Source organism: Gymnodinialimonas phycosphaerae, assembly GCF_019195455.1.
Taxonomy (GTDB): Bacteria; Pseudomonadota; Alphaproteobacteria; order Rhodobacterales; family Rhodobacteraceae; genus Gymnodinialimonas; species Gymnodinialimonas phycosphaerae.
The window spans coordinates 2,608,796-2,631,360 of record NZ_JAIMBW010000001.1 but is presented as its reverse complement, the minus strand read 5'-3'; the positions used below and the strand labels follow the sequence as shown (position 1 = coordinate 2,631,360).

The window sequence follows — 22,565 nt, the reverse complement described above, 5'->3', positions numbered from 1 at the left end:
AGACCGGGCCTTGGCCCGGGATCCCAGAATCAGCCGGCCCCTAACGACCTTGCGCAACTTTTTGCGCCGTTCCTAGACATCTTCGCCGCGCCGCACGGCGGCCTCGACGGCCGCGATATCCTTCGCCGACAACCCGTAATCACGCACAGCTTCCTCTGTGCTGATATAGCCGCGCGCAAGGTCTCGTTTCACTAAGTCCGGGTCGCGCTCGGCGGCGTCGCCATAGCCCGCACCGCCTGGGAAGGCCATGTGCACACGCCGCCCCTCGGGCACGAATTGCTTGCCTTTGACGCGCATTTTCGTGCCGTCATCTTGCTCGATGGTTGTCGGTGCACCGGGCGCGCCACCGCGCCGCCCGCGTGCCGGATGATCGCCCCGGTCGAACATTGCTTGCAGGTCGAACTCGTGCCCGGGCATCGCGCTGACGTCCATGTATTGGCCAAGCCCCCCGCGCGTCTTTCCCGCCCCGCCGGAGCCGGGGCGAAGCTCCTTGCGCCAGACGATGACCGGGCCTGCGTGTTCCGTCGCCTCGATCGGCATCGTCATCACGCCCGAGGGGAAGGCCGTGGCGTTCAGCCCGTCAAAACCGGGCCGCGCCCCGGATCCGCCGGAGTTGAAGGTCAACACCTCCGCCCGCCTGCCGCCCGGCGCGGTCGGCCGCACCGACATCTGGAAATTGCATAGACACCCGGCGCCCTCGGCGGGGACAAATCCGGGAACGATCTTGTCGAAGGCGTCGAAGACGACATCTGGCACGAAATGCCCCACGATATGGCGCAAGGCCACGGGCGCGGGGTGGACCGCATTGACGATCGTGCCCTCGGGCGCGGTCACTTCGAATGGTGCCAGAGACGCCGCGTTGTTGGGGATTTCCGGCGCGATCGCGACCTTCAGCGCGTAGCAGGCATAGGCCTTGGTGTAGACCATCGGGCAGTTGATGCCCTTCTTGTCGACGCCAGACGTGCCGGTGAAATCGGTGACGATGCGGTCCTGCTCGACGCTGACACGAGCGCACAGGGTGATGGGCACGTCGAAGCCGTCCATCGTCATCTCTCCATCCGCCGCCGTGCGGGGCAGGGCGTTGATCCGTTCCAGCGTGGCACGGCGGGAGTTGGAGAGGATGAATTCCGCGATGCCGTCCAGATCAGCCAGCGCGAATTCTTCCATCATGTCGATCAGGCGGCGGTGGCCGATCTCGTTACAGGTGGCCAAAGCGTACATGTCGCCGATCAGTTGATCGGGCTCGCGCACATTGCCGCGCACGATCTGGATCAGGGTGGCGTCTACCTCTCCGGCAGAGGCGAAGCGCATGATCGGCAGGTAAATCCCTTCTTCATAGACCGAATGTGCATCAGCCCCGAAGCCGCGCCCGCCCACGTCCACCACATGGGCCGTGCAAGCGAAGAACCCAACGAGCGCGTCCTGATGGAACGAGGGCGTCACCATGGTGATGTCGTGCAAATGCCCCGTGCCCTCCCACGGGTCGTTGGTGATGTAGACGTCGCCCTCTACCATTGTGTCTCGCCCGATGCGGCGGATGAAATGGGGCACGGCGTCGGCCATGGCATTGACGTGGCCGGGGGTGCCGGTGACGGCTTGGGCCAGCATCCGGCCATGGGTGTCGTAAACGCCCGCAGAGAGGTCCCCGGCTTCTCGGACAGAGGTCGAGAACGCCGTGCGCACAAGGGCCTGCGCCTGCTCTTCCACGATGGAAATCAAGCGGTTCCACATGACTTGGGCTGCGACGGTGGAAAGATCAGTCATGGGCATGCCTCCTTGGTCGTGATGTCCACGCAGCCGTCTGGCTGAATCACGGCCTCTCGGCTTTTGGGCAGGATGATGGTGGTTTCATCCTCGGTGATCCGTGCGGGAAAATCGATGTGACGGCCCGGTTCCAGCGTGGCTCGGTCATAGCGATAGCCGGACAGGAAGCGCCCTTCGGCCGGATCGAACAGGTCGCATTTGCCGCTGATGACGGCGGTCTTGCGATCGGTCACTTCCGGTGTGCGGTCCACCGGGGCGGGGGGCGTGGTGGCGTTGACCGACCAGACAGTGATTTCCACATCCATGCCTGCGACGGTGCGCGAGAACAGCTTGGTGTATTCCTCTTCGAACCGTTTCTGGAAGGTGGCTGCGTCGGGGGCCATGGCTTCCGCCTCGGTCAGGGGGATGGGGATTTCCCAGCCCTGGCCTGTGTAGCGCATGTAGACCTTGAACTCGCTTTGGATCGGCGCGTCTGCATCGCAGGTGCGCACAAAGCCCGTGGCTTCCTGCTGAAGCTCGGATAGCAGCGCCTTGATGGTGTCGGGCGCGAAGTCTGACAGTTTCATGTAGACGGAGCGGTTGGCCTCGAACGAAAACGGCGCTCGCAGGAAGCCGATGGCGCTGCCCACGCCTGCACCGGGCGGCACAAGGCAACGGTCGATGCCCAGTTTCTCACAGAGCCGTGCGGCGTGGATCGGTGCGGCGCCGCCGAAGGCGATCATCGTGTAATCACTCAAGTCCTCACCGTTCTCAACCGCGTGGACGCGTGCGGCGTTGGCCATGTTCTCGTCGACCACTTCGGCCACGCCGAAGGCGGCCTCGACCTTGTCCATGTCCAGCACCTCGCCCACATGGGCGCGCATAGCAATTTCAGAGGCGGTCAGATCAAGCTGCATGGACCCGCCCGCGAAGTTCTGGGGGTCCAGCTTGCCAAGGATCAGGTCCGCGTCTGTCACCGCGGGCCGGGCGCCGCCGCGTCCGTAACAGGCAGGCCCCGGTTCGGACCCCGCGCTTTCCGGCCCGACGCGGATCTGACGCATCGGGTCCACATGGGCGAGGGACCCGCCGCCGGCCCCAATCTCGACCATGTCGATCACCGGAATGGAAATCGGCATGCCTGATCCCTTCTTGAACCGATAGGTCCGCGCGACCTCGAACACACGAGAAGTCTTGGGGGTCTGGTTCTTGATCAGGCAGATCTTCGCGGTTGTTCCCCCCATATCGAACGACAGCACTTTATCCAGCCCGTAGCGCGCGGCAATATGCGCTGCGAAAACCGCGCCGCCCGCGGGTCCGGATTCGACCAAACGCACAGGAAACTCTGCGGCGTTCTCGATCGAGATGATGCCCCCGCCCGAGTGCATCAGGAAGATACGGCAGGTGGCGCCCTCATCTTTCAAGCGCCCTTCCAGTCGGCCAAGATAGGACGCCATCAGTGGCTTGATATAGGCATTGGCTACCACGGTATTGAAGCGTTCGTACTCCCGCATCTGGGGCGAGACCTCGCACGACAGGGAGACCGCGACATCGGGCACGACGTCGGCCAGCACATCGCGGATCCTGCGTTCATGGGCGGGATTGAGATAGGAATGGATCAGGCCCACGGCGACGCTGTCGAAGCCTGCCTCCTTGATCCGCTCGGCCACCGCCCGAACTTCATCCAGATCGAGGTCAATCATCACCTCGCCCTTGGCGTTCACCCGCTCGGCCACCGTGAAGCGCATCTGGCGCGGCAGAAGCGGTTCGGGCAGCGTCAGGTTCAGGTCGTATTGCTCGAACCGGCTTTCTGTCCGCATCTCGATCACATCGCGAAAGCCTTCGGTGGTGATCAGCGCGGTCTTTGCCCCGCGCCGCTCGATCAGGGCATTTGTGGCCAGCGTGGTGCCATGGATGATCTGCCCGATTTGCGCCGGCGTGATGCCTGCCTTGACGCAGACCTGGTGCATGCCATCAATGATTGCGTCCTCGGGTGCTGCATAGGTCGTCAGCACTTTGGTGGAAACCTGCACGCCCGCCCCCTCCAGCACGACATCCGTGAACGTGCCGCCGATATCGACGCCGAGGCGGTAAAAGGCAGAGGGCATGGCGATGATCCTTGGCGGTTGTGCGTGCGTATTCAACGCCAAGGCCGAGGAGGCGTCCAATCAATAGAACTGCCACCCCTGATAAGGAATTTCTATCGTGCGGTATCCACGGCCAGTTCTGCAGCAGCGCGCACGAAATGCGGGGTGCGCTTGGGATCGAAGCGGGCGAAGACGTCCAGCGTATCAGGAAGCCATTCGCAGGTGAATTCTGTCAACCGTGCTTGCGCGATGTCGTCCATTACCATCTGGCGCGGCAGAAGCGCCGGACCCATGGCGTCCACGGCCATCGCGACACAAGATGTCAGGCTGCTGGAATGGACGATCTGGTTGACCGCGAGGCCCCGGGCCCGCGCGGCGTCTGCCAAGCCAAGCGACGCGCGGGTATGCCTGCCGTGGCTGATTACAGGGCCGTCGAAAAGCGCGGCGAACGTCGCGGGCGGGGTCAGCGACGGGGCCACGACCCAGCAATACGGATAGGTGCCAAGGGGCAGCGAGCCGTCCATCTGGCGGCTGAATGGCCCTGTTTGCAGGGCAAGATCCAGTTGGCCCGCGATCAGATCCTTCTCGATCTCGGCCGAAAGGTTTACGTCCAGCTCAACCCGTACGCCGGGGTAGAGCCCTTTGAACGCGCGCAGGAAGTCGTGCAGCCATGTGCAGGCGATCAGTTCGGTCACGCCAAGGCGCAGACGATCTTCGATCAGGTCCTGGCGATCGGCGACTTCCAGAAACGTCTCACCCGCCAGCAGCACCTTCCGGGCGGCTGCCAAAAGCGCCGTACCCTTCTCGGTCACGCGCACTGAGCCCGCATCGCGGTGCATCAGGACGGTGCCAAGTACCGACTCCAGCGCTGCAATTCGGGTAGAGATGTTGGGCTGTGTCGTGCCCAGGATGCTGGCCGCCTTGCGGAAGGTGCCGGCGTCGACGACGCAGACGAAGGCCTCCAGTTGCTTGAGGGTGATCCGGCTTTTGATCATCAGGCGCAGTCCGATAAGGAATTTCAATCCTTTGCAGGTAAGCTTTATCGCGCCGCCGAGTCTAGCGCGTGAAACTGATCCGGAAGCGGGTCCCCTTTTCTGAGGGTTCCAACGTGATCGCCCCGCCCGTGGCCTCAATCCCGGAGCGGACGATGTTCAGACCCATCCCCGTTCCACCGTCGCGACGGCGCGTGGTGAAGAACGGCTCGAACACGCGGGCGCGGTTGCCCTCGCTGATGCCTGCACCATCGTCGGTGATGGTCATGCCGGTGGCGTCCACCGTGATCTGCACGGTTTGGGCGCCATGCTCGGCGGCATTTTCCAGCAGATGGGTCAGGACCATGGTCAGCACGTCACCGGGGATTGGGGCCGTGGCGCGTTCGGGGGTGACCGTCACCGACACGCCTTCGACCAGCGGTACAACCTCCGACACCCGGCATTTCCCGCGCAGGGGCGTCGCACCCACGGCGCTGTAGTCGCGCATGCGAGCCAGCAGATCCTCGATCCGCGCGGCATCGTTGCGGATGTTGTCGAGAAACCGCGCGCGGGTCTCGGGAGGCATATCGTCCTGCATCAGTTCTGCCGCGCCCTTGATGGACGTCAGCGGCGATTTCATCTCGTGACTGACGTGGGCGGTGTAGGTCGTCAGCGTATCGCGGCTTTGGTGCAGGCGCTCTGTCAGGGCTTGAAAGCTTCGGGCCAGCGTCTCCACCTCCCGGGTGCCATAGTGCTCCAGCGGTTCCCACTTGGAGGCACCGTCCATCGCGTCGGTGCGCCGGATCAGGGCACGCAGCGGTTGCGAGACGAACCGCCAGAAGACGAAACCGATCAACCCGGTGGAAAACAGCACGAAGGCGGCGGCCTGGACAAGGTTCCAGCGCTCACCATAGAGGAAGCGGAAGATGTGATTGGGGGTGCGACTGATGTAGACGACGCCGATGATATCCTCATCCACCATAGCGGGCATCGCCACGAAGATCCGAACGCGAGAGCCCTGGGACAGCGTATAAAGCACCCGCTCGCCGCTTTCGCGCACACGGGTCCGGGCGACGGAGGCCACATCTCCGTTCAGGGCCAGCGCCACTTCGTTGACGTGGCCGAGGTACGCGCCCCCCTCGGCACTGCCGCCGATGACGGTGCCATGGCGGTCGAGAAAGCGGTAGCCTGCCAAGGTCTGCTCCTGCGCACGCAGGGCCATTCGAGAGAGTTGCGGGCCGATTTGCGCGTAGGGCACGCCGATCGCCTCTGTCGCCGTCCGGGCATTTGGGCGCGGTGGCAGGATCGCCTGTGGGTTCATGGTGACCGAGGGAAACAGCGGCTGGAAATTCCGCTCGGTGGGCAAGACGGTTGGAGTGTCCGGCAGGTCGGCGGCGTGACGGTAAAGTTGCTCGTAGGCAGCGGTCAGGACGGCGGCCTGCATCAGCAAGCTCTCCTCGGTCTGCTGGACCAGTTGGTTGGCGTAGAAGCGGAACAGGAACAGGCCCGCGATGGGCAGGCATAGCACGAGGCCAAGCACCACGAGGATCACCGCCCACAGGCCGGGCCGCCATTTTCGGCGATCTACGGCGTGCATGGGCCCATCCGAAGGCCAATGCCGTGCACGGTCACGACCGCCTCGCCAAGGCCCGCGTCCTTCAGTTTGGCGCGCAGGTTCCGGATGTGGCTGTCGATCGTGCGATCCGAGACGTGGATGTTGGTGCCATAAACCTCATCCACCAACTGCGCCCGCGAGACGACGTGATCGGGCCGCCGCAGCAGTGCCGCCAGCAGGGCGAATTCCGAGGTGGTCAGGGCAACTTCCGCCCCCGCCACGCGACACAGGTGCCGGTCGGTATCGACGCTGAGCGCACCGCACGTCAGCGGTCCAGTTGCCGCTTCCACTCGCGACGTGCGCTTCAGGATCGCCTTGATCCGCGCCACAAGCTCTCGGGGGCTGAACGGCTTGATGACGTAGTCGTCGCCGCCGATTTCCATACCCAGCACGCGGTCGATCTCATCATCGCGGGCTGTCAGGAACAGGATCGGTATGTCCGAAGTTTTGCGCAGGGTTTTGCAGACCTCCAATCCGTCCTTCTCGGGCAGACCGATGTCGAGAACCACCAGATCGAACGCGCCGGACTGCGCCTTGGCCAAGCCCTCGGCCCCGTCGGCGGCAAAGGCGGGGGTGAACCCCGCCGCCTCGACGGCGAAGCCGATGACGTCTTTGATGTTGGGGTCGTCATCGACGATGAGAATCTTCGGGGGCATCGGCGTGGCCTCACAGATCGTGGTACGTCTCAAGTTAGCGTTGCAGGCGCCACCGGCGAAAGCCCCATTCCGGCCAGTGTTCGATTGGCTCGAACCCGATGGCGGGGAGTTCGCCCCGCCCACAGGCGGTCTGATCCGTGATCTGGCCGAAGTCCATCATTGCCGGGATCGCCTGTTCCCCCAATCCGCAAAGGTAGGCAAGATCCAGTGCTTCGGGCGCGGTGTGGGCCATGTTGTAGTCGGTGATCAGGTAGGGAAAGTTGATGAAGCAACAGAGATAGAGCGTGCCGGTCAAGGTGATCAGGTTGGCCTTGACCAGCCACCCGAACGGCTTTTGCCGCACCATTTTCACGATGACCAGCAAGAGACCCATGAAGATCAGCGCCATCCAGATGAAAGCGGCAACGCGCAGGTGCGTCAGGCCGTAGGCCTCAACTTAAAGTGCAAGGCGCACGGCGGCGTTCAGCACAAGAAACAGCGTCTGCGCCAACCACAGGTACATGAGGCTGCGCAGGAATGGGCTTTCAGCCACCATCCGCTGTGTCGCCAATGCAAACGCACCCGCCAAAAGCGCCGTCGCCAGAAGAGGATAGGCACCGCGGTGAGCGTAGCCCGCTTAGGTCATTCCTTCGGGCAGGGCGACACCGCCGGTAAACACGCCAATGTCCGAGAGGGTTTGCAACGCAAACATCACGTTGAACAGGATCAGCGAGTTGCGCACCGAGACCGGGTTGATCAATACGCTGGATGGAACGGTGATCCGCAACGGTGTTTGCGCCACGGTCCGCCAGTGGGTGTGGCCGTTCAGATAGGGCCACGCCACGCAGGCACCGATGATCCAGAACGTGGCCCGCGAAAGTGTCTCGGGCGAGAGCGGATTGAACGACGTGACGTGGCTCAGCGCGTTTTCCACCAAGGGATTGGCCACCGCGAAAAGCCCGAGATACGCCCCGCCGAGGCCAAGGGGCAGGGCGGCGGTGCGCGCGATGGCTTGGCGGTTCACGCCCGAGGCGGCCCGGCGCAGATCTGACGCGATCTCTAGCGGTAGGGTGAAGGGGCCGATGAAGGCAATGTCGAACACGGTCTGCAACGCCTGCGAAGCTTTGGGCGTACTGCCCAGAGTGATCCATATCAAAAGCCCAAAGACGCCGGCGCCGCAGAACACCAGCGACAAGGGATGGACTGCTTCCAACACCGGGGCTTCGCAAAGGGTGATCAGCCCCATCGCAATGGCGGCTTCTCTCGCGCTGACCCCGCCCGGCTTGAGCGCGATCATGCAGGCCGATAGTACAACGGCGTAGATTGCGACCGAGATGCCAAGGTCTGTCTCCCAGAACATCACGTCGCCCAGGACGACCAGGACCACCAAGGTTCCCAAGGCCTTCGGCGACAGGTTTGTGCGATCTTTCCGTGTCCCGATCTGGCCGAGGCCGGGCGCTGTGGTGCTCTCGATCACATCGTCCCCAAACCACCACGCATCCATCTTGATCCGAGTGGGAACCCCGCGAATAACCAATTGCTCGCCCATGAAACCTGTCCTTGTGTGATGCGTCATCTGTTGACGCCAGATTTGGCACAGGCGTTTGCAGGCAAGCCGCCCAAGGCGTGCAGTCGGCAAGGGCGTTTCGTGCAGGATTTGTGCAGGGCTGTCCATTTACATCTGGAATACTAGTCGGCATTGTGGAGTGGATTGAACGGATTTCCCCGATATGACGACTGCCCCAAACGTTTCGGCGATCTACGCCGTAGCCTGGCCGCTGACGCTCAAGGCGTTGATGCTGCACGGCATCGTTGTGATCGACGCCTACCTGATCTCGGCCCTTGGGGAAGAGGCATTGGCCGCAATGGGGTTGGCCGGTGCATTGGTGGGGCTATTGCTAGGAATCCTCTTTGCCTTCTCGAACGCGACCCAAATCCGGATCGCCCAGTCGTTCGGAGCGACCGGGCAGGTAAGATTGAAGACAGCGTTTTATTGCGGGTTGGTGATCAATTTGGGATCGGTCCTGATCGGCGTAGGCCTTGTGGCGCTATTCGGGCGCGCGGTGATTGAAAGCGCGGCCCAGACTGACTGGATTGCTGCTCAGGCCATGTCGTATCTGCAGGTCTTTCTGATCGTCGTCTTCGCAGAAGCGATCGGCCAATGCCTGGGCAGCCACTTCAACGGATGCGGCAACCCGCGCGTGACCTTCTACAGCTATCTGATCGCCATGCCGATCAACATCGGCGCAAGCATCATCCTTATCTACGGCCTCTACGGCGCGCCAGAGCTTGGGGTGGCGGGGGCTGCATATGGAAGCGCCATCGCCTCGCTGACGCGGGTCATGTTCATGGGGGTCAAATTCTTCCGCGAGAACCGGTTGTTCCTCGACGTGAAAGGCTGGTTGCGGGACAGCTTCGCCATGGCATTCAAGCGCCATTTGCTCTTTTCGCTCCCCATCGCGGGCACGTTCCTCAGCATGACAATCGGCACGCAGGTGTGCGTGTTGATCTATGCCCGGATGAGCATCAATGATTTCGCGGCGATTACGCTTATCATGCCATGGGTTCAGGTCGCGGGAACCTTCGGCATGAGTTGGGCGCAGGCGACGGGCATTCTGGTGGCGCAGCTTTTGGGCGCCGGGGCAGATGAGGCTACATTGGACACGTTCCTCAGCCGGGCATGGCGGGCGGCATTCGTGGCCGCCGCCGTCGTCTCGGGAATGTACCTGGTTCTATGCCTGCTGTCGCCGTGGATCTACGCGGGGTTGGAGGTCGAGACGCGCGCCGCTCTTTGGATGTTCTTGCCGACGCTACTGCTTTTGCCATTCCCAAAGGGCTCGAACGCCATCTGTGGCCAAACCCTGCGGGCCGCAGGGGATACCTTGCGTGTCATGAACATCTTCGTGGCGTCGCAATGGCTGTTCAAGGTGCCCATGACGCTGCTGCTTGTGCTTGTGTGGGACGTCCCCGTGGCCTGGGTGTTTTCGCTGTTTCTGATGGAAGAGATCGTAAAGCTTCCGATGTTCCACAGGCGGCTTTGGCGCGGCGATTGGAAACGGGCGAACGTCGACGACGTCTAGGCTTCGAAGTAGTCGGGGTTGTCTTTGCAGATTTTCTGGATCGTCGCATCCAGCCGTGACAGATGGATCATCCCGGCCGCCACTGCCCCTTCGCCGTCACCGGCTTTCACGCAATCCGCGATGGCCGTGTGATCCGCCAGCAATTGCTCCATCCGATCTTCCTTGGTGGAAATGCTCAGCATGCACAGCCGGTCGACATTGGCCTTCTCGAAAGAGATTACCTCGAAGGCGAATTCCACCTTGGCCACTTTGCACAACGTCTCGTGAAATTCGTAGTCCAGCTTGCCGAATGCCTCAAAGTCCAAGGTCGCGACGACCTCCGCCTGCTGTGCAAGGCAGGCGTCCAGCAAAGTCCCATCCGCAGGTGTCGCTTCCTTGGCGGCCCGGCGCAGAACCTCTGCTTCGACACTTGCCCGCACAAAACGCGACTTTGTAATTTCATGCAAAGAGAACCGTTTGACCTCGGTGGCCTTCTGCGGTTGGATCAGCAGCAGATCAAGGTTCTCAAGACGGCTGAAGGCATCCCGAACCGGTTGCCGAGACACGCCGAACTGCGCTGCGATCTCTGCTTCCGAGATTTTGTCGCCGGGAAGCAATTCAAGCTTCACGATCGAACTGTAGAGGTGATCGAACACCACATCGACGCTGGTCTTGCGATCTCTGGCGCGCACTACTGATGCCATGTTTGGGCCTTCCTTTCGAGTTCGGACATAATTCGCGGTTTTCCGAATGACCAGCCTTTCGTCGGCAATGGCCAGCACTTCAAGCAGCTAACGTCTACCATCTGGGCACTTTGCGGACATAATCCGGAATGTATTTCATCATCTCGTCCGTGTCGTCGCGGTCCTTCACCATGGCATTGTTGTACAACGCATGAAGCTCGGCCACGGCTTCGTGGTCCAGCTCCACCCCAAGTCCGGGCCCCTCGGGCACCTGTAGCGTCCCGTTCCTGAACGTCGGGCGACCGCCCTTGATGATCTCTTTCGTCGACCAGGGGTAATGGGTGTCGCAATCATAGGTCAGGTTCGGGGTGGCGGCGGCCACGTGGCGCATCGCGGCCAACGATATCCCGAGGTGAGAGTTGGAGTGCATCGACACGCCCAATCCTGCCGCACGGCAGATCTCGCCCAGATGAACGGCCCCCGTCGCACCGCGCCAATAATGATGATCCGACAGCACGATCTGCACGGCGTCTTTCTTGACGGCCTCAATGATTTGCTCGAACTCCACCACCACAAGATTGGTGGCCAATGGCAGATCAGTTTGTGCCGACAGCTCCGACATTGCGTCCATCCCACGCACCGGGTCTTCAAGGTATTCCAGAACGCCCCCCGCGGTGCCGCCAAGCTGGTCGATCACCTTAAGAGAGGTCTCAACGGTCCAGCCCCCCATCGGGTCGATGCGCAGGCCGTCGTTGGGGAAGACCTCTCGCAACTTCAAAAGCGTTTCGACTTCTTCGTCGGGATGCAGGACGCCGCCCTTCAACTTCCAGGATTTGAAGCCGTACTCGGCCGCAAATTCGCGGGCCTGCGCCACAAGGGTGTCGGGCGTCATGACCTCTCCCATGATATCGGGGCCGAAGGTCAGATCCTGCTTGGCGAACTTGTAGAAGAGATAACCGCCGAAAGGGATCGTCTTGCGCACGGCGCCGCCAAGCAGGTCGTAAAGCGGGCGCCCAACTTCCTTGCCGCGAATGTCCAGCAAGGCGATCTCGTAGGCCGAATAGACGACGTCGATCACCTTGTGATCGGCCAGGGCCGTGGGGGCGTTCACGCCACCGCTGTTTGGCAGCGCTTGTTCCACGCGGCGACGCAAGTCGCGCAGATCATAGGGATCTAGCCCCTCAAGCGTGGGGGCCACGGTCTGCAAGCCCGTCAGCGTACGCTTTGCGCCATAGGCCTCGCCCAGACCGACAAGGCCGGTGTCTGTTTTCACCTCGATGACGGCGCGCAGAAATACCGACGGATGCACGCCCTTGGTGTTTGCCAGGGGCACGTCCGGGATCGCGATCGGTGTGACGATAACCTCAGTAATTCTCATGCGGTGACTCCTCGGGTTACTCACCCTAGGCCACTCAAAAAGAAAAAATCAATACTAGTATTCCAGATTAAGCAAACTAGTATACCACTTGAGGGAGCGCGAATCATCCTGCTGGGATGGGGGCGTATATTCAAGCTCGGGGAGGGGCCATGTCCGGCGTTATCTTGAAGAACATCGTGAAGGCGTATGGCGCGGTCCAGGTCGTTCACGGGATTGATCTTGAGGTGCAGGAACAAGAGTTCGTGGTCCTCGTTGGCCCGTCTGGTTGTGGCAAGTCCACAACGCTGCGGATGATTGCTGGCCTGGAAGAAATTTCGGACGGCGATCTGACGATTGACGGCCGTGTGATGAACCGGGTCGCTCCCAAAGATCGCGATGTCGCGATGGTGTTTCAGAACTACGCGCTTTACCCGCATCTCAACGTGGCCGAAAATATCGCCTTCGGCCTGCGCATCCGCAAGGAGAGCAAGCAGGTCATCGAGGACTCGATCGAGGAAGTCGCAGGTATTCTGGGCCTGAAAGAGTACCTTGAACGTCGGCCCGCAGACCTGTCCGGTGGTCAGCGTCAGCGCGTTGCCATGGGTCGTGCCATCGTGCGCCGCCCCAAGGTTTTCCTCTTTGATGAACCGCTCTCGAACCTTGACGCGAAGCTGCGCACCCAGATGCGCGCCGAGATCAAGCGCCTGCACAAACGCCTTGGCGTGACCAGCATCTACGTGACCCACGATCAGGTGGAGGCAATGACGCTGGCGGACCGGATCGTCGTGATGAATGACGGCCGGATCGAGCAGATCGGCACCCCGATGGAGCTTTTCCTCAATCCCGCCAATGCCTTCGTCGCGGGCTTCCTGGGGGCGCCCCCGATGAACCAGATCAAGGCGACGATTGCCGATGGGACCAATGGGCCGATGGCGGAATTCGCGGGGCAGAAGATCGCGCTTGCGCCACTGTCGGGCCTGCAAAACGCAGTGGGTCGCGAAGTGATCGTCGGCATCAGGCCCGAGTATAGCCAGATCGTGACGGACGCTACCGATGGGGCTGTGATGGGCGATCTGGACCTTGTCGAAACGCTCGGTTCCGAGGCGTTGTTACACATGACCGTCGGCGGAGAGCCCTTCGTGATCCGAACCGAGACACTCGGCAACATCGAAAAGCTGGATGCCGTGACAGGTTTCACGGCGCAGCCGGATCTGATCAAGGTCTTCGACGCGCAAACTGGATTGGCCCTGTCCGGCCAAACGCGTGTCGCATGAGTACCCCGGGCACAAATGTTGGCGGCCCCGGCAAGACGGAAGAGACCGTTTTACTTGCCAAAGAGGCTCTGCACACAACACGCCCCAGCCGCATGGTGCGGGTTGGGGACCACCTGAAGCGGGAATGGCAGCTCTACGCCATGCTGATCCCCACGATCATCTGGCTGCTCGTCTTCCTTTACAAGCCGATGTACGGACTTCAGATCGCGTTCAGGGATTATTCGGTCTTCCGCGGCGTCGCCGCCAGCCCGTGGATCGGGTTCGAGCATTTCGAGACGCTTTTCAACAACGACCAATTCCTCCGCGCCCTTCGCAATACCATTTATATCTCGGGCCTAAGCCTGCTGTTCGGTTTCCCGATGCCGATCATTCTTGCGCTTATGTTTAATGAGATCCTGCGCGAATGGTTCAAGAAGACGGCGCAAACCATCGTCTACCTGCCGCACTTCATCTCATCCGTGATCATCGCGGGCATCGTGATCACGGGCTTCTCGCCCTCGGCGGGTATCGTCAACACGGTACTGGAATGGTTCGGCGGTGAGTCGATCTACTTCTTGACGCGGCCCGAATGGTTCAGGCCGATCTTTGTCGGCACTACGATCTGGCAAGAGGCCGGGTTCCAATCCATCGTTTACCTCGCGGCTATCGCGGGTGTCTCACCGACGCTCTATGAATCCGCCGTGGTGGATGGTGCCAGCCGCTGGCAGATGATGTGGAAGATCACCATCCCGTCGATCCTGCCAACGATCATCATCATGCTGATCATCCGCATCGGCAACATGCTCGAAGTCAGCTTCGAGATGATCATCCTGCTCTATCAGCCCGCCACCTACGAGACGGCGGACGTCGTGAACACGTTCATTTATCGTCAGGGCTTGCAGGGCGGCCAATACGACCTTGCTGCCGCCGCGGGCCTGTTCAACGCGGTCGTGGCCTTCGTCCTGGTGATGAGCGCCAACGCAATTTCCAAGCGCTATTCGCGCACATCCTTGTGGTAGGGGGACAGAGCCATGGCCAACATGAACCTCTATTCGCGCGGTGACAAAGCCTTCGTCATTCTCAACATGTTCCTGATCGCGGTTTTCACGATCTCGGCGCTTTATCCTTTCATCTACATCGCGTCCCTGTCGATGAGCACCGGTTTCGAGGCGCGGGCGGGCAACGTGGTTCTGACGCCGGTAGGCTTCACACTGGACGCCTACGCCCAGGTCCTGTCCGAGCGGATGTTCTGGGTCAGCTACGGTAACACGTTCATCTACACCATCGGCGGCACGCTGATGAGCCTCGCGTTCATCATCCCCGGCGCCTACGCCCTGTCGCGCCGCCAGCTGTACGGGCGCCGTTTCTGGAACCTGATGGTGGCGTTCACCATGTGGTTTCACGCCGGCATGATCCCGTTCTTCCTGAACATGCGCGATCTGGGGCTGCTGGACAGCTATTTCGGCATCATCATCGGCTTCGCCGTAAACGGCTTCAACATCATCCTTTTGCGCAACTTCTTCGAGGGTATCCCGCAATCGTTCGAAGAGGCCGCCCGTATGGACGGCGCCAATGAATTCCAGGTGCTGTGGAAGGTCTACATGCCACTCTCCAAGCCCGCGATCGCCACGGTCGCGTTGTTCTGCATCGTGTCGCGCTGGAACGGCTTCTTCTGGGCCATGGTGTTGTTGCAAGACGAGGACAAGATCCCGCTGCAAGTTTACCTGCGCCATGTCATTCTGGAGCTCAGCGACGACGAGGAATTCGCCGCGACGCTCTTGGATGCCACCTATTCGTTCGAGACCGTCAGTGCTGCGATCATTGTCTGTTCGATCATCCCCATCCTGCTCATCTACCCGTTCCTGCAGAAGTATTTCAGCAAGGGCATCATGTTGGGCGGCGTGAAGGAATAACCTGAACTACCGCATATAGGGAGGACTACCATGCGTAAAGTTTCACTAGCCTCGGCCATTCTGGCGACAACGGCGCTGACCAGCCCCGTCTTCGCAGACGGCCATCTGATGATCGTGGAAGAGCCGCTTGAGCTGACGATCCACATGCACTGGCCCCGTGCCCAAGGCTACGGCGTTGGCGGCGAAACCAGCGAGATCTATCCGGTCGAGCTGGAAGCGCGTCGCTTGACCGGCATCAGCCTGGTCGACGACACCATGGGCGCGAACACCACCGACAGTGGCGAAGCGATGAACCTGCTTCTGGCGATGGGCGAGATGCCCGACATCGTCGGCGGGCACCTGATCCAACAGCCAGTCAACCAGTTCGGGCCCGAGGGCGCGTTCCTGCCGCTCAACGATCTGGTCGCAGAGCATGCGCCGAATATACAGGCGTTCTGGGATGAAAACCCGGATCTTCAAGCCGCGATCTCGGCCTATGACGGCAATTATTACTATATTCCATACCTGCCCGATGGTGAATTCGGCCGCGCGTGGTTTATCCGTCAGGACTGGCTGGATGCGCTTGGTCTTGAGCAGCCGCAAAACGTGGACGAGCTCTACACCACGCTGGTTGCGTTCCGCGATGGCGATCCCAACGGCAACGGCGAAGCGGACGAGATTCCGTACTTCGCGCGTCAGTGGCAAGAGGTGAACCGCCTGTTGACGCTGTGGGACGCCCGGTCGTCCGGCTCTGACACCTACCACGATTTCTACGTCAACGATGCAGGTGAGATCGTTCACCCCTATGCGCAGGACGCCTATCGCGTGGGCCTGTCCAACATCGCTCAGTGGTATGAGGAAGGCCTGATTGATCCCGAGATCTTCACGCGCGGTTCCTCCTCGCGGGACTACCTCCTGTCCGAGAACCTTGGCGGTATGACCCATGATTGGTTTGCGTCGACGTCCGGCTACAATTCTGCGTTGGCGGAAGCCGTTCCGGGCTTCAACTTCATCCCGTTCTTGCCGCCTGCCTCCGCCGGTGGTGTGCGCATGGAAGAGCATCGTCGCATCCCGATCAAGCCCGATGGTTGGGCGATCAGCTATTCCAACGAGCACGTGATCGAGACGATCCGGTACTTTGACTTCTGGTTCACCGAAGAAGGCCGCAACCTTGCCAACTTCGGCGTTGAAGGCCGCACGTGGAACATGGTCGATGGAGAGCCGATCTTCACCGACGAGGTGTTGAATTCCGATCAGGCCGTCAACAGCCAGATGTATCTGGAAGGCGCGCAGATCCAGCGCGGCTACTGGCAGGACTACCGCTACGAATGGCAGTGGACGGCGGAGGCTGCTCGCGAGGGCATCGAGTTGTATTCCGCCAACGACCTGCTGGTTGACCAGTTCCTGGGCGTGGCGTTCAACCAGCAAGAGCAGGCGATCTATGACCGGTATTGGCCGTCTATCCGCACCTACATGCTGGAGCGTCAGCAGGCGTGGATCCTTGGATCCGGCGACGTTGAAGAGGATTGGGCCGACTACATCGAGACCCTCAACGACATGGGCTACGACCAGGTCATCGAAGTGATGAACTCCGCCTACGCCCGCCAGTACGGCTAAAGCCGCCTAAGCAATCCGGCGTGCGGCCTGTCACCGGGCCGCACGCCCAAATCGCCTACGTCACCACCCCTATTTCCGAGAGTGTCCAGATGACCGCCCCCATGCTTGATGAGCCGAAGACAGGCCGTCTCACGATCCAGTACGCTCCTGATGCGGGCCACGTGATCACCGAGAATCCGCCACGTTTTACATGGCTTCCCGTGATCGAGGATGAGGCGCGATTTGTGCTGCGCGTAAGTGCGGACGCATCTTACCCGGCCAAGGCGACCGAGACATTCGCAGACATCCCGCTGAATTTCTTCACCCCCGATGTGACCTTTCCGGCGGGTGAGTATTACTGGTCCTACGCCGTGTGCGACGCCAAGGGCATGCCCGTAACCGCGTGGAGCACTTCGCGCACATTCACCATCACCGAGGGCTTGCCCGAGACACCGCTGCCCTCGCGCGCCGACCGCTTCGCCAAAACCACCCGCGCGCATCCGCGCCTGTGGCTCACGCCGGAACGGCTGGATAGCTTCCGCAAGGAGGTGGCCGCTGATCCCACAACCCATACATGGAACATCTTCTATGAGAAGTCCGTGACGCCTTGGATGGACCGTGATGTCATGGCCGAGCCCGCAGGCTACCCCGGCCACAAGCGCACCGCGCCGATCTGGCGGCAGACCTATATCGACTGTCAGGAACTTCTCTACGCGATCCGTCACCTCGCGGTGGGCGGAAAGGTGACTAATGATCAGGCGATGCTCGACCACGCCAAGGCGTGGTTGCTGGAGGCGGCGTCCTGGAACCCCACGGGCACCACGTCCCGCGCCTACACCGACGAATGGGCGTTCCGCGTGAACCTTGCGCTGGCGTGGGGCTATGACTGGTTGTTCGATCAGGTGACCGAAGACGAACGGGCGACCGTGCGCGAGGCGCTTCTGGCTCGCACCCGCGAGACCGCCGATCACATCATCAAGAACGCCAACATCCAGCTGTTCCCGTTCGACAGCCATGCCGTCCGCGCCGTCTCTGCCGTCCTGATCCCCGCCTGCATCGCGCTTTTGGATGACGCGCCCGAGGCGAAGGATTGGTTGCATTACTCCGTCGAGTTCCTATCCACCGTTTATTCGCCCTGGGGCGATGCCGATGGAGGTTGGGCCGAGGGGCCGCACTACTGGATGACGGGAATGGCCTACCTGATCGACGCCGCGAACCTGCTGAAGGGCTATTCCGGCATCGATCTTTACCAGCGCCCGTTCTTCCAGCGCACGGGCGATTTTCCGCTTTACACGAAGGCCCCAGACACGAAGCGCGCCACCTTTGGCGATGACAGCACCATGGGTGATCTGCCCTCGGTCAAGATCGGCTACAACCTGCGTCAGTTCGCGGGCGTCACGGGCAACGGCGCGTATCAATGGTATTATGACGAGATCAAGCGCACCAATCCGGGCACTGAAATGGCATTCTACAATTGGGGCTGGTGGGACTTCAATTTTGACGAACTGGCCTACCGCACCGATTTCCCGGTGGTCGAGGCCGTTCCGCCTTCCGATGACGATCAGTTGCGCTGGTTCAAGGGCATTGGGTGGGCCGCGATCCAGCACCGGATGCAGGACCCCGATAACCACATCCAGTTCGTAATGAAATCTTCGCCCTACGGCTCAATCAGCCACTCCCACGGCGACCAGAACGCCTTCTGTCTGGCGGGTTTTGGTGAGGACCTGGCCATTCAATCAGGCCACTACGTCGCGTTCAATTCCACCATGCACCAGGCGTGGCGGCGGCAAACGGTGTCGAAGAACGCGATCCTGATCAACGGGAAGGGTCAATACGCGGGCAAGGACAAGGTCATGGCGATGGCCTCGGCCGGACAAATCAACGTGGCCGAGGCGCGCGAAGATCACATCTTCATGCAAGGAGATGCGACGGCGGCTTACCGCACGATGTCGCCCGAGGTCACATCCGTTACCCGCGACGTCTATTTCGTGCGCAACCAGTATTTCGTGATCGTCGACAATGTCGACGCCTCCGATCCGGTGGAGATCTACTGGCTGCTGCACGCCAATGCGCCCATGACCCTGGGCGACAGCACCTTCCGTTACGCCGGAGAGCGTGCCGGCTTCTACGGCAAATTCCTGTGGTCCGAGGCAGGCCAGCCGACGTTGAGCCAGAACACCGGCTTCCCCGGTGTGGACCCGGCGGAATTCGAAGGCTTGCCCGTCAGCACCTGCCTGACGGCCAAGTTCCCCAAGGCCACGCGCCACCGGATCGCCACGCTTCTGGTGCCGTATCCCAACAGCGACCCACGCCGCGTGTTCAGCTTCCTGGATGACCAGGGCTACGACTGCGACCTCTATTTCACTGATGCAGACGACCAAAGCTTCAAGGTTGTCGTTCCCAAGACTTTCGATGTTGGCGCCTAGGCCAGATCTGTAACAACAAAAGGAAAACACCATGAAACTTGCGGGCAAAACAGCAATCATCACCGGCGGCGGGCGCGACATTGGACGCGCATGCGCTGTCCTGCTGGCATCGGAAGGCGCGAACGTCGCGATAAACTACTTCGCAAGCTCCAAAGGCGCGGACGAAACAGTGGCCGAAATCACGGCCGCTGGCGGCAAGGCGATCGCCGTGCAGGGCGATCTTACCACACAAGAGGGCGTGGACACGCTCGTGGGGAAAACGGTTGAAGAATTCGGGTCCGTCGATGTGCTGGTCAACAACTCTGGCGGCCTGATCGCGCGCAAGACCTTCGCCGAGATGTCGCTGGAGCATTGGAACGACGTGATGGCCCTGAACGTGACCAGTACCTTCCTGATGGTCAAGGCCGTGGGCCCGCACATGGGTAAGGGCACGATCGTCAACCTCGCCAGCCAAGCGGCGCGTGATGGCGGTGGCCCCGGCTCGGTCGCTTATGCGTCCTCCAAGGGCGCGGTGATGACGATGACGCGGGGCTTGGCGAAGGAACTTGGGCCGGACGTGCGCGTCAACGGTCTGTGCCCCGGCATGGTCGATACGGATTTCCACAACATCCACACACCCGACGCGGGCCGCCGCGCGTTCGAGGCAAACGCCCCCGTGAAACGGCAAGGCGTGCCGATGGATGTGGCGAACCTCGTCCTGTTTCTTGCCTGTGAGGACAGCGCATTCATGACCGGCACCAACATCGACATCAACGGCGGGATGCTGTTCAGCTGATATGAAAAGCCACGGTCCAGGCGATTTCACCGTTCGTCCTATCGCCTGGGCCATCAGTTCGATCAATTCCCAGGCCAACGATAGTTGCGGCCTTGCGTGATAGTGGTCGGCAATCCGCTGGGTCAGTGTCCTGAAACGCGACGCCGGGCCTGAAGGACGCTCGGCTAGGACCCGGATCCGGAACAGGAGCGGCGGGACTGCAGGGACACGCTGTACTGTTGCTCGGACGGTGCACAGCCATCTCAGACAGCCTGCGTACATGGACAGCGCGTTCAGTGCCGGTACAAATGTCGACATCATTGGCAGGATGTTGTTCGGTTGGGGCCAACCCATCGGTTCAGAGGCGGATGTCGTGCACAAACTCAAAGCGTGGATCCAACGATTGATATCGCCGAACGCCAAGGGGCGCTCGGGCAGAGCGTCCGGGGAAGCCTCGCGCGTTGATCCAGTGCTGGGACCATTGGTCAAAGATCCCAAACTAGCCGGATGCCTGATCGCGACGATCCCGTTGCATGGGCGCTCGGTTCCCCTTCGCATCGATCCGGACGGGCCGGACCTTGAGACCAGCCTCGTCATCGCGCAGACGGTTGGGAAGACATTGGAAGTTCTGGAAGCAGAGGCCAGCGCCATCGCGGCGGATCACCTGCTGGAGCGGTACAATAATGACTGGCGCTCGGTCTACGAAGCGAACGGTGACGGGACGTACCGAGAGGTTGACGGCCCCCTCCTGACCAAGACCGAATTTCAGCAAACGAACGGCCTTGTCAGCGCGTCCGTGACTGGCGCAATGGTGCAATTCTGTTTTGACGACGCGGATCTTTTTGGCGGCCACAGCATCTTCGTGCAATCCTTTGACGGGTTGCCGATGAAGGATGCGGATGTCTCGCTGTTCGGCTAGGACGTCTTGTAAAGACCCACCCCGTGGCGCCAATGTACATCGCGGTAGATAAACGTGCCGGTCATATCCGGCGTGTAGGCGGGCAGGGTGGCCACCTGGAAAGCGGGCGATGGGATGCGCAGGGATGGGCGGCGGATGTCTTGCGCACTTGCCGGTTCAAACCCACGCGCGCCGTAGTATCCGGGGCTGCCTTCCAACAGAACCATCGGCGCGCCTTTGCCCTCTGCGGCACGCAGCACCGCAGCTATCAACGCGGTGCCAAGCCCTTTGCGCTGGTGCGCCGGATGCACGCCAAGGGGGCTGAGGACCAGGACGTCAATCAACTCGCGTGGTCCGTCGAGCCACGCGTGGGACGCCATGACGTGTCCGACCGCCGTCCCGTCATGAGTTGCCACGACGGAAAGTGTTGGGAACGGCGCGTCTGCGGCGCGCAGGTCACGGACAAGGGCGGGGATGTCAGCATCACTGCCGAACGCCGCATTGTGAACCGCGTCGATTGCGACGTGGTCCCGGCGGACCTCTGGGCGAATATCGTAGGGTTCAGGCATCACGGTTTTCCCCTGGCAACGCATGACACGTCATGAGAGGGCACGCCATTCCATGCGGATGTCGGGGGTCTTCTCTTCATTGTTTTGCCCATCGGTCCGTTCGACCTCTTCAAATCCGTGGGCGGCGTAGAAGGTTTGCGCCGCGTGGTTTCTGGCGAAAACCCACAGTTGCAGGTAAGGCACCTGTGCCTTTGCGCGAGCGATGAAGGCTGCGCCCAAACCCTGCCGCTGGTGGGCGGGGGCGATATAAAGATGCTCGATCCAGTCCCCGTGGCGGGCCATGAAGCCCGCGATCACGCCATCTGTTTCGGCGACGACCACATCGTCCTGCGGCAACACGCGGGTGTCGAAGAGCTTTCGGTCCCCTTCAATGGCATGCAGAACCGGCAGCCAAGGCATTGCCGTTGTGCGCGCAAGCCGCGAGATGTCTGCAATTGCGACCACATCATCCTGTGTCGCAGGGCGGATCATGGGGTCATCACACGCGGCCTCTCATACCGGGGGTCCGGTTAGATTGACGGTGCCCGCACGCTGGGGGCGCGTCGTCAATTCGCACAGCATACTGCCGGGAAGGACGCACGTCTTGACCGCTGCGGCGCGCTCTACGAACGTCACCTGATCGCGCATCAGCCGATACCCATAGGACACATAGACCGGTAGATCGTAGGCAAACAGTATCGAGAACCGGGCCCCCGCATCCCGGAAGTACCGATGGGACGCGTCCACCAAAGACTTTGCGATCCCGCGTCGCCGAAAGGTCTTGCGCGTCGCGACGTTGCCGATCATGCCGACGGTCATGGAAGCGCTGCCTTGGTCCACGCCCCGGATGTACGCGGCGAGGTGTCCGACGACTTTGCCGGACGCGTCCACGGCCAGAAACGCGCGGTAAGCCTCCGGCGGGTTGCCGTCTGTATCTACTTCCACATCATCAGCGTCGCCGTCTTGCCCATTAGCCTCGCGCAGCAGCGCATCGGCACAGGCTTTAAGATCCGGCGGGACCTCAAGGTTGTCGAACGACACGATGTCCATG

General features: G+C 61.3%; 18 protein-coding genes and 1 pseudogene. 8 read left to right on the top strand and 11 right to left on the bottom strand.

The features are described 5' to 3' along the window. Positions 1 to 72 precede the first annotated feature (72 nt). The 6 genes and pseudogenes from KUL25_RS13055 to KUL25_RS21860 all read right to left on the bottom strand — a co-directional run bounded on the left by KUL25_RS13055 (position 73) and on the right by KUL25_RS21860 (position 8,294). Positions 73 to 1,764, bottom strand: a complete 1,692-nt coding sequence (locus tag KUL25_RS13055) for a hydantoinase B/oxoprolinase family protein (protein WP_257893341.1) — start codon at positions 1,762 to 1,764, stop codon at positions 73 to 75. After that, complete coding sequence (locus KUL25_RS13050) at positions 1,761 to 3,848, bottom strand: hydantoinase/oxoprolinase family protein (RefSeq protein ID WP_257893340.1); 2,088 nt, start codon at positions 3,846 to 3,848, stop codon at positions 1,761 to 1,763. Before KUL25_RS13050 ends, KUL25_RS13055 begins: the two co-directional genes overlap by 4 nt. 92 nt (positions 3,849 to 3,940) lie before the next feature. Further along, a complete protein-coding gene (locus KUL25_RS13045; protein ID WP_257893339.1) occupies positions 3,941 to 4,822 on the bottom strand; it encodes a LysR family transcriptional regulator in 882 nt (293 codons plus the stop codon). 61 nt (positions 4,823 to 4,883) lie between these two features. After that, positions 4,884 to 6,395: an ATP-binding protein gene (locus tag KUL25_RS13040; RefSeq protein WP_257893338.1), complete on the bottom strand. Its 1,512-nt coding sequence runs from the start codon at positions 6,393 to 6,395 to the stop codon at positions 4,884 to 4,886. Continuing rightward, a complete protein-coding gene (locus KUL25_RS13035) occupies positions 6,383 to 7,069 on the bottom strand; it encodes a response regulator (protein ID WP_257893337.1) in 687 nt (228 codons plus the stop codon). The genes KUL25_RS13040 and KUL25_RS13035 overlap by 13 nt, the downstream gene beginning before the upstream one ends. A gap of 34 nt (positions 7,070 to 7,103) precedes the next feature. After that, positions 7,104 to 8,294, bottom strand: a pseudogene (locus tag KUL25_RS21860) (DUF4153 domain-containing protein). A gap of 484 nt (positions 8,295 to 8,778) precedes the next feature. On the opposite strand from KUL25_RS21860, the gene KUL25_RS13020 reads away from it, so the two are divergent. After that, a complete protein-coding gene (locus KUL25_RS13020; RefSeq protein WP_257893335.1) occupies positions 8,779 to 10,128 on the top strand; it encodes an MATE family efflux transporter in 1,350 nt (449 codons plus the stop codon). Here the strand turns inward: KUL25_RS13020 and KUL25_RS13015 are convergent. Beyond that, a complete protein-coding gene (locus KUL25_RS13015; RefSeq protein WP_257893334.1) occupies positions 10,125 to 10,811 on the bottom strand; it encodes a GntR family transcriptional regulator in 687 nt (228 codons plus the stop codon). The two genes, KUL25_RS13020 and KUL25_RS13015, sit on opposite strands and share 4 nt — an antisense overlap. Positions 10,812 to 10,905: 94 nt before the next feature. Beyond that, entirely contained in the window at positions 10,906 to 12,168 is a 1,263-nt protein-coding gene (locus tag KUL25_RS13010) for an enolase C-terminal domain-like protein (RefSeq protein WP_257893333.1), read from the bottom strand. Positions 12,169 to 12,317: 149 nt separating this feature from the next. On the opposite strand from KUL25_RS13010, the gene KUL25_RS13005 reads away from it, so the two are divergent. The 7 genes from KUL25_RS13005 to KUL25_RS12975 all read left to right on the top strand — a co-directional run bounded on the left by KUL25_RS13005 (position 12,318) and on the right by KUL25_RS12975 (position 20,987). Continuing rightward, complete coding sequence (locus KUL25_RS13005; protein WP_257893332.1) at positions 12,318 to 13,421, top strand: ABC transporter ATP-binding protein; 1,104 nt, start codon at positions 12,318 to 12,320, stop codon at positions 13,419 to 13,421. After that, the gene (locus KUL25_RS13000; RefSeq protein ID WP_257893331.1) at positions 13,418 to 14,419 is read left to right on the top strand and encodes an ABC transporter permease; all 1,002 of its coding nucleotides are present in this window, start codon (positions 13,418 to 13,420) and stop codon (positions 14,417 to 14,419) included. The genes KUL25_RS13005 and KUL25_RS13000 overlap by 4 nt, the downstream gene beginning before the upstream one ends. 12 nt (positions 14,420 to 14,431) lie before the next feature. Next, entirely contained in the window at positions 14,432 to 15,313 is an 882-nt protein-coding gene (locus tag KUL25_RS12995; RefSeq protein WP_257893330.1) for a carbohydrate ABC transporter permease, read from the top strand. 30 nt (positions 15,314 to 15,343) lie between these two features. Continuing rightward, positions 15,344 to 16,909, top strand: a complete 1,566-nt coding sequence (locus tag KUL25_RS12990; RefSeq protein WP_257893329.1) for a type 2 periplasmic-binding domain-containing protein — start codon at positions 15,344 to 15,346, stop codon at positions 16,907 to 16,909. Between the two features lie 89 nt (positions 16,910 to 16,998). Continuing rightward, a complete protein-coding gene (locus KUL25_RS12985) occupies positions 16,999 to 19,314 on the top strand; it encodes a DUF4962 domain-containing protein (protein WP_257893328.1) in 2,316 nt (771 codons plus the stop codon). Positions 19,315 to 19,345: 31 nt separating this feature from the next. Continuing rightward, positions 19,346 to 20,089 carry an SDR family NAD(P)-dependent oxidoreductase gene (locus KUL25_RS12980; protein ID WP_068359607.1) on the top strand — a complete coding sequence of 248 codons (744 nt, stop codon included), beginning with the start codon at positions 19,346 to 19,348 and terminating at the stop codon, positions 20,087 to 20,089. Positions 20,090 to 20,549: 460 nt separating this feature from the next. Next, a complete protein-coding gene (locus KUL25_RS12975) occupies positions 20,550 to 20,987 on the top strand; it encodes a DUF2262 domain-containing protein (protein WP_257893327.1) in 438 nt (145 codons plus the stop codon). On the opposite strand, the gene KUL25_RS12970 is transcribed toward KUL25_RS12975, so the two are convergent. The 3 genes from KUL25_RS12970 to KUL25_RS12960 form a co-directional block, all read right to left on the bottom strand. Continuing rightward, positions 20,984 to 21,535, bottom strand: a complete 552-nt coding sequence (locus tag KUL25_RS12970) for a GNAT family N-acetyltransferase (protein WP_257893326.1) — start codon at positions 21,533 to 21,535, stop codon at positions 20,984 to 20,986. The two genes, KUL25_RS12975 and KUL25_RS12970, sit on opposite strands and share 4 nt — an antisense overlap. Positions 21,536 to 21,565: 30 nt before the next feature. Further along, positions 21,566 to 21,934 carry a GNAT family N-acetyltransferase gene (locus tag KUL25_RS12965; RefSeq protein ID WP_257893325.1) on the bottom strand — a complete coding sequence of 123 codons (369 nt, stop codon included), beginning with the start codon at positions 21,932 to 21,934 and terminating at the stop codon, positions 21,566 to 21,568. Between the two features lie 93 nt (positions 21,935 to 22,027). Further along, positions 22,028 to 22,564 carry a GNAT family N-acetyltransferase gene (locus KUL25_RS12960; protein WP_257893324.1) on the bottom strand — a complete coding sequence of 179 codons (537 nt, stop codon included), beginning with the start codon at positions 22,562 to 22,564 and terminating at the stop codon, positions 22,028 to 22,030. Position 22,565: the final 1 nt, after the last annotated feature.

Bases quoted from the DNA above. Each gene is read 5' to 3' on its own strand.
- KUL25_RS13055 (WP_257893341.1), bottom strand. From the start codon at position 1,764: ATGACTGATCTTTCCACCGTCGCAGCCCAAGTCATGTGGAACCGCTTG.
- KUL25_RS13050 (WP_257893340.1), bottom strand. From the start codon at position 3,848: ATGCCCTCTGCCTTTTACCGCCTCGGCGTCGATATCGGCGGCACGTTC.
- KUL25_RS13045 (WP_257893339.1), bottom strand. From the start codon at position 4,822: ATGATCAAAAGCCGGATCACCCTCAAGCAACTGGAGGCCTTCGTCTGC.
- KUL25_RS13040 (WP_257893338.1), bottom strand. From the start codon at position 6,395: ATGCACGCCGTAGATCGCCGAAAATGGCGGCCCGGCCTGTGGGCGGTG.
- KUL25_RS13035 (WP_257893337.1), bottom strand. From the start codon at position 7,069: ATGCCCCCGAAGATTCTCATCGTCGATGACGACCCCAACATCAAAGAC.
- KUL25_RS13020 (WP_257893335.1), top strand. From the start codon at position 8,779: ATGACGACTGCCCCAAACGTTTCGGCGATCTACGCCGTAGCCTGGCCG.
- KUL25_RS13015 (WP_257893334.1), bottom strand. From the start codon at position 10,811: ATGGCATCAGTAGTGCGCGCCAGAGATCGCAAGACCAGCGTCGATGTG.
- KUL25_RS13010 (WP_257893333.1), bottom strand. From the start codon at position 12,168: ATGAGAATTACTGAGGTTATCGTCACACCGATCGCGATCCCGGACGTG.
- KUL25_RS13005 (WP_257893332.1), top strand. From the start codon at position 12,318: ATGTCCGGCGTTATCTTGAAGAACATCGTGAAGGCGTATGGCGCGGTC.
- KUL25_RS13000 (WP_257893331.1), top strand. From the start codon at position 13,418: ATGAGTACCCCGGGCACAAATGTTGGCGGCCCCGGCAAGACGGAAGAG.
- KUL25_RS12995 (WP_257893330.1), top strand. From the start codon at position 14,432: ATGGCCAACATGAACCTCTATTCGCGCGGTGACAAAGCCTTCGTCATT.
- KUL25_RS12990 (WP_257893329.1), top strand. From the start codon at position 15,344: ATGCGTAAAGTTTCACTAGCCTCGGCCATTCTGGCGACAACGGCGCTG.
- KUL25_RS12985 (WP_257893328.1), top strand. From the start codon at position 16,999: ATGACCGCCCCCATGCTTGATGAGCCGAAGACAGGCCGTCTCACGATC.
- KUL25_RS12980 (WP_068359607.1), top strand. From the start codon at position 19,346: ATGAAACTTGCGGGCAAAACAGCAATCATCACCGGCGGCGGGCGCGAC.
- KUL25_RS12970 (WP_257893326.1), bottom strand. From the start codon at position 21,535: ATGCCTGAACCCTACGATATTCGCCCAGAGGTCCGCCGGGACCACGTC.
- KUL25_RS12965 (WP_257893325.1), bottom strand. From the start codon at position 21,934: ATGCCTTGGCTGCCGGTTCTGCATGCCATTGAAGGGGACCGAAAGCTC.
- KUL25_RS12960 (WP_257893324.1), bottom strand. From the start codon at position 22,564: ATGGACATCGTGTCGTTCGACAACCTTGAGGTCCCGCCGGATCTTAAA.